Raw genomic sequence first — 9,391 nt, 5'->3', positions numbered from 1 at the left:
GAATTCCGAAACCCCGATTGCGAAAGCAGTCGGGGTTTTGTCGTTTCAGGGCTCGGCGCACACCATTCGGCGGGAATCTGGCAGAAATGCCATCCATTTCATACAAAGCGCTAAGTTTTATTCGAATCGTGCCGACAGACTAGTGAGACATGCGTGCACCAAAGTAGAGCAGCTGACAGAACGTTGCCTGCGCTGTACATGGAATGTTGCATCCGGAACGCATCCCCACTTTTGGCATAAGAAGTCCCATGAAATGAATCTCAAGTTCAGCCATAAAATTTTGTTGGCAGCCTCGGGCGTCGTGGTCCTGGCGTTCGCGTTGTTCACTTTTTACAACGATTACCTGCAGCGAAACACCATTCGCCAGAATCTCCAGTCCTCCGTCCAGCAAGCCGGTGATCTGACTGCAAGCAGTGTGCAGAACTGGATGAGCGGGCGGATTCTGGTGCTGGAAAACCTCGCGCAGAACGTCGCTCATCAGGGCAAGAATGCCGACTTCCCGGGTCTGGTCGATCAACCGGCCTTCACCTCGAATTTCCAGTTCACCTATGTCGGCCAGTCCAACGGTGTATTCACCCAGCGTCCGGACGCGAAGATGCCGGACGGCTACGACCCGCGTCAGCGTCCCTGGTACAAGCAGGCTGTGGCCGCTGACAAAACCATGCTGACTCCGCCGTACATGGCTGCCGTCGGCGGTCTGGTAGTGACCATCGCCATGCCGGTAAAAAAGAACGGTGAGCTGCTCGGTGTAGTGGGCGGTGACCTGAGCCTGGAAACCCTGGTGAAGATCATCAACTCGGTCGACTTCGGCGGCCTTGGCCACGCATTCCTGGTCAGCGGTGACGGTCAGGTGATCGTCAGCCCGGACAAAGACCAGGTGATGAAGAACCTCAAGGACATCTATCCGAACGCCGATGTGCGCATCCAGAAGGGTAACCAGAACGTGGTGCTCAATGGCCAGGAGCGCATCCTGTCGTTTACCCCTGTCACTGGCCTGCCGAATGCCGAGTGGTACATCGGTCTGTCGATCGACCGCGACAAGGCCTACGCTGCATTGAGTCAGTTTCGTACCTCGGCGCTGATCGCGATGTTTGTTGCGGTAGGCGCGATTGCGGTATTCCTGAGCCTGTTGATCACTGTTCTGATGCGTCCGCTGATCACCATGGGCCGCGCGATGCAGGACATCGCCCAAGGCGAAGGTGACCTGACCCGTCGTCTGGTGGTGGAAAGCAAAGACGAATTCGGTGAGCTGGGCAGCTCGTTCAACCAGTTCGTGGAGCGGATTCACGCGTCCATTTCCGAAGTGTCTTCCGCGACTCGCCACGTACACGACCTGTCGCAACGGGTGATGGCATCGTCCAATGCCTCGATCATCGGTTCCGACGAGCAAAGCGCACGCACCAACAGCGTGGCGGCCGCGATCAATCAGTTGGGTGCCGCGACCCAGGAAATCGCCCGCAACGCCGCCGATGCTTCGCAACACGCCAGCGGTGCGAGCGAGCAAGCCGATGACGGACGTCAGGTGGTCGAGCAGACGATTCAGGCGATGACCGAGCTGTCGCAGAAGATCAGCCTGTCGTGCACCCAGATCGAAACCCTGAATGCGAGCACCGACAACATCGGCCACATTCTCGATGTGATCAAAGGCATCTCCCAACAGACCAACCTGCTGGCACTCAACGCGGCCATTGAAGCGGCCCGTGCCGGTGAAGCCGGTCGCGGCTTTGCGGTGGTGGCGGACGAGGTGCGCAACCTCGCTCACCGCACCCAGGAATCGGCAGAAGAGATCCACAAAATGATCACCTCGCTGCAGGTCGGCTCCCGCGAAGCAGTGAGCACCATGAACGCCAGTCAGGCGTCCAGCGAGCAATCCGTGGAAGTGGCGAACCAGGCGGGCCTGCGTCTGGTCAGCGTGACCCAGCGCATCGGCGAAATCGACGGCATGAACCAGTCGGTGGCCGCTGCGACAGAAGAGCAGACCGCCGTGGTGGAAACCCTCAATGTCGACGTTAACCAGATCAACCTGCTGAACCAGCAGAGCGTGGCCAACCTCAATGAGACGTTGAAGGATTGCGATGCGTTGTCGCAGCAGGCCAACCGGTTGAAACAACTGGTCGACAGCTTCAAGATCTGATCTTTTGCGATCAAAAGAAGCCCGCTGCGGTGTGATCCGCAGCGGGCTTTTTCATGCCTTACACAAACAGCTTCAGCACATTGCCCATCGCATCATCGGCAAATCCCTGGACGAAATCCTTGAACCCCGGCAGCGCCTCGGGCCCACCGCTGGCCGGCTCGGCGATGATCGTCCAGGTCGCCCGCGACTTGCCCGCGCCCAGCGATTCCACATTCATCGCTGCCCAAAGATTGGCCACGCCCAGGGTGTTGTAGATGGTGGTCCAGGTCATGCGCAGCGCCTGGTCGTCCCGGGAGTTGAGTTGCTCGACCACAACGTTGCCATCCTTGAAGAACTTCTTGCGCAGCGAAGACACGCCTTCGCCGGTCATCTCGATGTGCGACAGGGCCGGAATGAAACGGTCGAAGCCGTCGAACTTGCCGACCACCGCCCACACCTGCCTGGCGTCTACCGGCACTTCCACCGAAGACACGACGTGGCAGCCGTGAGGATTCTTGATCAGGGTGTCGGGTTGAAGATTGCTCATGGTGTTGCTCCTTGGTGGTTGAGTCAGATGAAGTTGATTTCTTTCAGGTAATCGCAGCCGCGACGCAGCAGCGCCGGGGATTTTTCCGGGTAGTGCGCGCCCATCTGCTGCACGCCGGCCTGGGCGTTGGCGTGGCCGATCAGGGAGATGTCGCCGATGTCTTCCTCGAAGCCGTTGAGGTAGAAACCGAGCACGCCGAACAGCGCGTTGTCGGCATCGACCCGGCCCAGTTGCTGCTGCCAGTCGGCGACGCTAACCAGCGCAAACTCGCTGCCGGTTTCACGGAACGACGCGACGTAGGCATCCCAGCTCAAAGGCTCCGGGTTATGCAGGTTGAACACCGCCCGCTCCGGCGAATAACGGCTGGCGTGGAAGGCGATGAAACGTGCCAGAAAATCCACCGGCATCAGGTCGAAATTCAGCGCGAAGGCCGGCACCTGCCCGAGCTGGATCGAGCCCTTGAGCATCAGCATCAAACGGTTCTTGTGCGGCTGGCAGACGCCGCTGAGGCTGTTGAAACTGATGTTGCCTGGCCGATACAGATTGACCCGCACGCCACGTTCCCGCGCCCGTTCGAGGATGCGTTCGCCGACCCACTTCGACAGGTTGTAGCCGTTGCGGATGTAGATCGGCGGCGTCGGTGCGGCGGGCAGTTCCAGCACCCGGCCTGTGTCGTCGACGGTGCTGGAAGCCGACAGCGTCGAGACGAAATTGAACACCTTCTTGCTGCGCCCTTCGCACAACCTGAGCAGTTCGAAAACCGGCTCGACGTTGTCCGCCGCCAGCGACTCGTAATCGAGGACGTGATTGACGTTCGCCGCGTTGTGCACCAGCGCGCCGAACTCACGGTCAAGTCGCTGGTAGTCGTCATCGGACAGTCCCAACTGCGGCCGGGTGATGTCTGCCGAATAGACCCGCACCCGACTCAGGTCCAGATGCTCCAGCCGGTTCTCCCGAAGCGCCTGGGCAAAGCGCTGCACCGCCGATTGCCCGGCACCGTCGCGCACCAGACACGCGACCTCGCTGGCACCCCATCCCAGCAGGGCTTCGACGATGTGCACGCCGACAAAACTGTTGGCGCCAGTGACGATCACCTTGTGTACATCGCCCATGCGGCTGATCGGCAACGGTTCGATGTCCAGCGGTCGCTCGGCGTCGGCCATCGCCTGGGCGCTGAGTACCGCGCTGTCATCGGTGCCGCGCACCAGCGTGGCGAGCTTGGCGATGGTCGGCCGTTCGATGAAGCGGTTGATCGAGATGCTGCGACCGAATTCCTCCCGCAGACGCAGGAGCATGCGCGACAGCAGAATCGAGTGACCGCCGAGATTGAAGAAGCTTTCATCGGTGGAGATGTCGCTGGTCGGCAGCTCCAGCAGTTCGCCCCAGATATCCAGCAGCAGCGCTTCGTCGGCGTTGGCCGGCAGGCATTTCGGACCGCTGACTTGCACGCTGACCGGCAGCTCCAGCAATGCCTTGCGATCGACTTTGCCGTTGGCCGCGAACGGCATGTTAGGTAGTTCCGTCCACGCTACGGGTTGCATGTAGTCGGGCAAGAATTGCTGGGCATGTGCCTTCAGTGCATCGCGTGCGGCATCCGATTGCGGCTGGGCGAGAAAGGCCAGAATCCGCCGTTGACTGTCGATCACCACGGCAATCTGCCGATACAGCTGACTCTCGCGCAGACACCGCTCGATCTCTTCAGGCTCGACCCGAAAGCCGCGGATCTTCACCTGATTATCGCGTCGCCCGCACAGCTCGATGCCGTCTTCGCCCCACTTGGCCATGTCGCCGCTGCGATAGGCGCGCAGACGCTGGCCGTCCGGCAACTCCAGATTCAGATAGCGCTCGGCGGTCTGCTGTGGATTGTTCAGGTAGCCCAGACACACACCGGGGCCGATGATGAACAGTTCACCTACGGTCTGCTCGGGCACTGGTTGCAGGTCGTCATCGAGGATCAGCACCTGACTGTTGGCAATCGGCCCGCCGAGGCTGCGATTGCTGTCGCCCGGTTGCAGTTGCCGCGCGGTGATCAGCACGGTGGCTTCGGTAGGACCGTAAAGGTTGTGCAGCATGCCCTGACGCGTCAGTTGCTCGATCACGAACGGCTCGCAGACATCGCCGCCGGTCATGATCTGCCCGACACTTTTCAGTTGCTCCAGTGGCAGGATGCTCAGTAGTGCCGGCGGCAGGAAGGCGTGAGTCAGCTGTCGACGGCGAATCAGCGCCACCAGTTGCAGTGGATCGCGGCGCTGATTGTCGTCGGGCACCACCAGTTCCGCGCCTTCAAGCAGGGTCGGGAAAATGTCGATCAGCGATGAATCAAAACTCAACGACGAGAACTGCAGCACCCGGCTCTCGGCGTCCAACTGCACGTAGTCGGCGTACCACGCCGTGAAATGCGCCAGGTTCGCCTGACTGAGCAGCACACCCTTCGGATGGCCGGTGGTGCCCGAGGTGTAGAGCGCCATGCAGGGTGAATCGAGCTCGGGCCGGTGAAGCATCAGCGGTAGCGTCAGATCGACTTCAGTGTGGTCGATGCGGCAGACATCCAGCCCCGGCATCGAACCGCTCAGCGGATGTTCGCCATCGTGCAGCAGCAACACCGCCCCGGCGTTTTCCAGGATGTACTGCTGGCGCTGAAGCGGATGACTTGGCTCCAGCGGCAAATACACCGCGCCGCTGCCGAGAATCGCCAGAATAGAGGCAAACAGCGCATCGCATTTCGGCAGGCAAATCCCCACGACCCACGGTTGCGGTTGTGCCTCCAGCATTGCCAGCAATCGCTGCTGGATCGCCCGGCTGTGATCATGCAGCTGGCGATAGCTGATCGACTGTTCGGCGAGGTGCAGCGCCGGGCGCTCCGCGTGCTTGAACAGGCTTTGTTGCAGGCGCTCGATGAGCGGGGTATGCCCCTGTTGCAGCAAGGACGGATTGGCCGTGGCATTGAAGCGATGGACGTAGGCCAGGCTGTCGAGAAACAGCAGGTTTTCCACCTGCTCGAAGTCCGGCGCCCGGGCCGTCGTCGCGTGCTGGAAATACTCGGCATCGCGGGAGAAGCGGCTGACCAGCAGCGCAACTTCGTCCACCACCAGCGCGAGTGTTCGCTGGCGCAGGGCCTGACCGTTGCCGGACAGTTCGTCGGCAATGGGCACGCGGCTCAGCAGTGTCGAATTGCACAGGCACAGCAGATCGAGCACCGGCAAACCGCCGTTGCCCGTTGCATCCACACCCAGGCGCAATGTGAGCTGCGGTGTCGCGCCGTAATCCTGCGGCGCAAGACTGCCGTCATCGATCACCAGATCCGCCGACAATGCAGCTTCCGTCAGCACTGCATGACCGTGTTGTTCGAGCTCTTGCGCCAGGTCGGTCAAGGCCTGGCTGCGGCCCCTCAGCAAAATGTCGAGACGTCTCATGTCAGCCTCCTTGTCATACCAGGTAGTCACGCAGGGCGTGCTGTACGCACGGTGTGTCGAGCAATGAACTGTTGTGGAAAAACCGCACGATGTTGCCCACCAACGGGTGGTGGCGATTGATCGGGAAAGCCAGCCCGGCCATCTCTTCCTTCAGCTCGCGACGTGTTGCATCGTTGACCGGCAAGGCATCGATCAGACGCAGGTCGAAGGACTTCTGGATGTCGTTGGTCAGGTAGTGGCCGATAAATACCGGCAGGATCTGCGCGATGCATTCGCGATCCGCATCGCTTGCGGTGTGCCAGTAGATGCGTACCATCCGCGCCCAGAAACTCGAGTGCCGGCCCTCGTCGAGCAGATGGTCGGCCATCAGGCCCTTGATCGACGGCTTGACCGTGTCATCCCGGGCAAATGCCGCGACATCGCCGGTCACGGTGTTCTCGGCGATGGCGACGCAGATCAGTTCCACAGCGCTGCGCAGATGTTCCGGAGCCAGTTCCACCGCAGCAGGAATCGCCCGGCTCAGTTCGATTTCATTCGGCAACTCGATGGGCTCGATACCGGTCAGGGCGACGGTCTGCTGCATGAAGTCCATCGCCACCAGCGCGTGGTAATCCTCGTCCACGACAACGGTCATGGCGTCGTAGCGACAGGCGAACGGGAAGGCCATGGCGAAGCGATTCTTGGCGATGCTGCGGGCGGTCTTGTCGACGATCTCCGTCTCGAAAATCACCACGTCGTTGATGAACTTGTACAGCGTCTGCACCAAGGCAAAATCTCGTTGCTCCGGGCATTCGCGCAGGAAGGTTTCACTGAGCACCAGCGGTTGGCGGCTGAGCGGATAGATCAGCCGCGCATCGTCCTCCAGCACGCGGCGCGGCCGGGTGCGGATGGTGGCGCGGCTTTCCCAGGCGTCGGCGAAGGATTGGTAGTCGGCGGCGTTCATTCGGCCACCTCCGCCAGTGGCTCGCGCATGCTCTGGCGCAGGCCGTCCCATAGCGCGATGCGGCTTTCCACAGCGGCGATGGCGCTGGCATAGACCTCGGCCTCACGTTGCGGATCACCAGCGACCAGGCGCTCCAGCAGATGCTCGGCGGCCGGGCCGTGGTCTTCGGAGTCGACTTCGATGTGTCGCTCCAGGTAGTAACGAAAGGTTGGCGCCTGTTCGACACCGATGCCCCAGGCATCGAGCATGCGCTGGAACATGGTTGGAATCACACTCTCGCGCCCATGCAGAAAAGCCGCAGCAACGCTGTGTCCTGGTGCGTGCAGCGCGGTGTGCAGGGTTTCGCGGACGAACTGTGCGGCGGCCGGATCGACATCGACACTTTGCAGCGCGACGTCGTAGCTCACGCCCTCTTGCTGCAATGCGACGAAACGCTCCACCGCCGAGGTGTTCGCACCGACTTCGCGCATCGCATCCAGGTACAACTCGAAATGACTGTAATGACCGTGGGTCAGTCGGTCGTCCGACTCCTCGCCCAGTACGATTTCATTGATAAGCCGTGCGGCGTGCGGATCCCGCGGCGGCAGCCACGGCAGTCGGGTGCAGGTCAGTTCCTGTTGCAGGCGCTTGGTCAGCGACATGAAGTCCCACACGGCAAATACATGGGATTCCATGAAGCGCCGCAACACCGGCAGCGAGTCGATTTCGGAGAAAATCGGATGAACACTGAGTTCGGCTTTTTTTTGGGCGAGTTGTTCTTTAGTTGGCATGATGCGAGCCTCTGGCTTATAGGGATATAGGGACTGCTCAATCAATGGCTAACAACGTTGGATATATATTCCAGGCGAGCGATAGCCTCATTCGTTTCGATGAAAGTTAAAGTTGTAGAGAGAGGCCTGGTACATCGGCACGCCAGTAAAGACTGGCATGCACCGGGCCTGACTGTTGGAGCTTGCCGGTTTTTCGGTGTGATAAAAATCCCGGCGAAGAAAAACTAATACATCGCAAAACAACTTAACAAGTATATTTTCAATAAATTTAAGTTTGCTGTTTTTCTGGCGTGAGTTGGGCTTATAAAACTTTTGATTAAAGTTTTATTTGGGCGTAGTTGCTCCTTTCGGTGTTTAAAGACCAAAATTGAATAACAAGAGTGAATGCCTCACTCGAAGCAACTTTCTAATGAGTTGATTGAAATGATCTGAGGGGATGAAGTTGGCCTGGTACGGCGGCGTATCTTCCTTTTCCCGTGACAAGGCTCCTTCCGTAGGTTCCTGGTGCGGGGACTGCTGCCGGGGCGGCGCGTCCCCGTTCTATAGTGGGTTGGCGATCCAAGGGTGCGCGTAATTCGGCGCCGCGGCTATCGTCGAAAATGACTTCCTTGCGGTGCAAATTCCGGGCTGTCCGAAGCTGGGGGGAGGTTAGAGCGCAGGCACGCAAGTGCCACGGCAATTGAGCGCGATCGGGATGGGGATTTGTAAGCGGGTTATTCACCGGGTGAACGCGAGTCCACCCGAAATAGGAGAGTCAGCGGGCTGTCTTGCGGTTCTGGGCGGCGGGGCTGGCAAGGTAACGAGTGATGACCTCGACACCGCGATTGAGGTGTTGCTCCAGCAATGCGACCGCGAGCGGGGTGTCCCGTTGCTTTACGGCTTCCAGCAACGCCCGGTGATCGTCCTGGGAGATCTTGCCCAGCCCCATGGCCTCAAGGTTGAAGCGCAGAAAGCGTTCCTCTTCATTCAAACCGTCCTCGACCAGCCGCAGCAGACGACCGTTCGGGGATTGGCAATAAAGTGCCATGTGGAACAGGCGATTGAGCCGGCCGATTTCGGTGTAGTCGTGCTCGGTTTCCAGCTCTTCGATGTAACCGGCGGCGCGTTCGTGATCGGCGCTGGTCAGCAGCGGGATCGACTGGCGTAACGCTTCGGACTCCAGCAGGATCCGCAGCTCGTAGGTTTCGGTCGCATCGCCCTGGATCAACGGCGCCACCACGGCCCCCTTGTGGGCGACCACGCTCAACAGGCCTTGGGCTTCCAGTTGACGCAACGCTTCGCGCACCGGCATGCGGCTGACGCCGAAGAGGTCCGCCAGGTCCTGCTGGCGCACGGCAGTGCCGCACGGCAGGCGTCCGTCGAGAATAGCCGAGCGCAATGTTTCTTCGATGACCGAGCGCGCCAGGTGCGCGGGAATCGGCCCGTCGACTTTGATGCTGTGGAGTGGCTTGGGCTTCTGGGTCACAACTGCACACCCTGTTGACTGCGAAATTTGGATCCAAAGGACACTAGTGATTGCTCTACGGGTTGTCAAACCGTGTAGAAGAACCCTGTCACATCTGAAGTTTAGCGCGCATGCGATGATCTCAGGGTGCCATTGTTTTT

At 60.0% G+C, this 9,391-nt stretch carries 6 protein-coding genes and 1 pseudogene; 2 read left to right on the top strand and 5 right to left on the bottom strand.

What is annotated here, in order from left to right; all coding sequences use genetic code 11:
* Window positions 1-253: 253 nt before the first annotated feature.
* Window positions 254-1,279, top strand: a pseudogene (locus ACK6BI_RS07155) (cache domain-containing protein); the annotation flags it as partial.
* A 69-nt stretch (window positions 1,280-1,348) separates the two neighbouring features.
* Window positions 1,349-2,134 (top strand): methyl-accepting chemotaxis protein, encoded by a 786-nt coding sequence (locus tag ACK6BI_RS07150; protein WP_404820990.1) that lies wholly within the window; start codon window positions 1,349-1,351, stop codon window positions 2,132-2,134.
* Between the two features lie 58 nt (window positions 2,135-2,192).
* Here ACK6BI_RS07150 and ACK6BI_RS07145 read toward each other — a convergent pair whose 3' ends face one another.
* The 5 genes from ACK6BI_RS07145 to ACK6BI_RS07125 form a co-directional block, all read right to left on the bottom strand.
* Window positions 2,193-2,660, bottom strand: a complete 468-nt coding sequence (locus ACK6BI_RS07145; RefSeq protein WP_409316494.1) for an SRPBCC family protein — start codon at window positions 2,658-2,660, stop codon at window positions 2,193-2,195.
* A gap of 23 nt (window positions 2,661-2,683) precedes the next feature.
* Entirely contained in the window at window positions 2,684-6,073 is a 3,390-nt protein-coding gene (locus ACK6BI_RS07140) for an amino acid adenylation domain-containing protein (RefSeq protein ID WP_409316493.1), read from the bottom strand.
* 13 nt (window positions 6,074-6,086) lie between these two features.
* On the bottom strand, window positions 6,087-7,016 hold the full coding sequence (locus tag ACK6BI_RS07135; protein WP_409316492.1) for a diiron oxygenase: 930 nt from the start codon (window positions 7,014-7,016) through the stop codon (window positions 6,087-6,089).
* Window positions 7,013-7,786, bottom strand: a complete 774-nt coding sequence (locus ACK6BI_RS07130) for a DUF3050 domain-containing protein (protein ID WP_409316491.1) — start codon at window positions 7,784-7,786, stop codon at window positions 7,013-7,015. Before ACK6BI_RS07130 ends, ACK6BI_RS07135 begins: the two co-directional genes overlap by 4 nt.
* A gap of 754 nt (window positions 7,787-8,540) precedes the next feature.
* Window positions 8,541-9,251: a GntR family transcriptional regulator gene (locus tag ACK6BI_RS07125; protein ID WP_065261688.1), complete on the bottom strand. Its 711-nt coding sequence runs from the start codon at window positions 9,249-9,251 to the stop codon at window positions 8,541-8,543.
* Window positions 9,252-9,391 lie beyond the last annotated feature (140 nt).

Origin of the sequence: Pseudomonas sp. KCJK9016 (genome assembly GCF_046231795.1) — a bacterium.
GTDB classification, from domain to species: domain Bacteria; phylum Pseudomonadota; class Gammaproteobacteria; order Pseudomonadales; family Pseudomonadaceae; genus Aquipseudomonas; species Aquipseudomonas bananamidigenes.
This window is presented reverse-complemented; position numbering and strand designations above follow the sequence as displayed.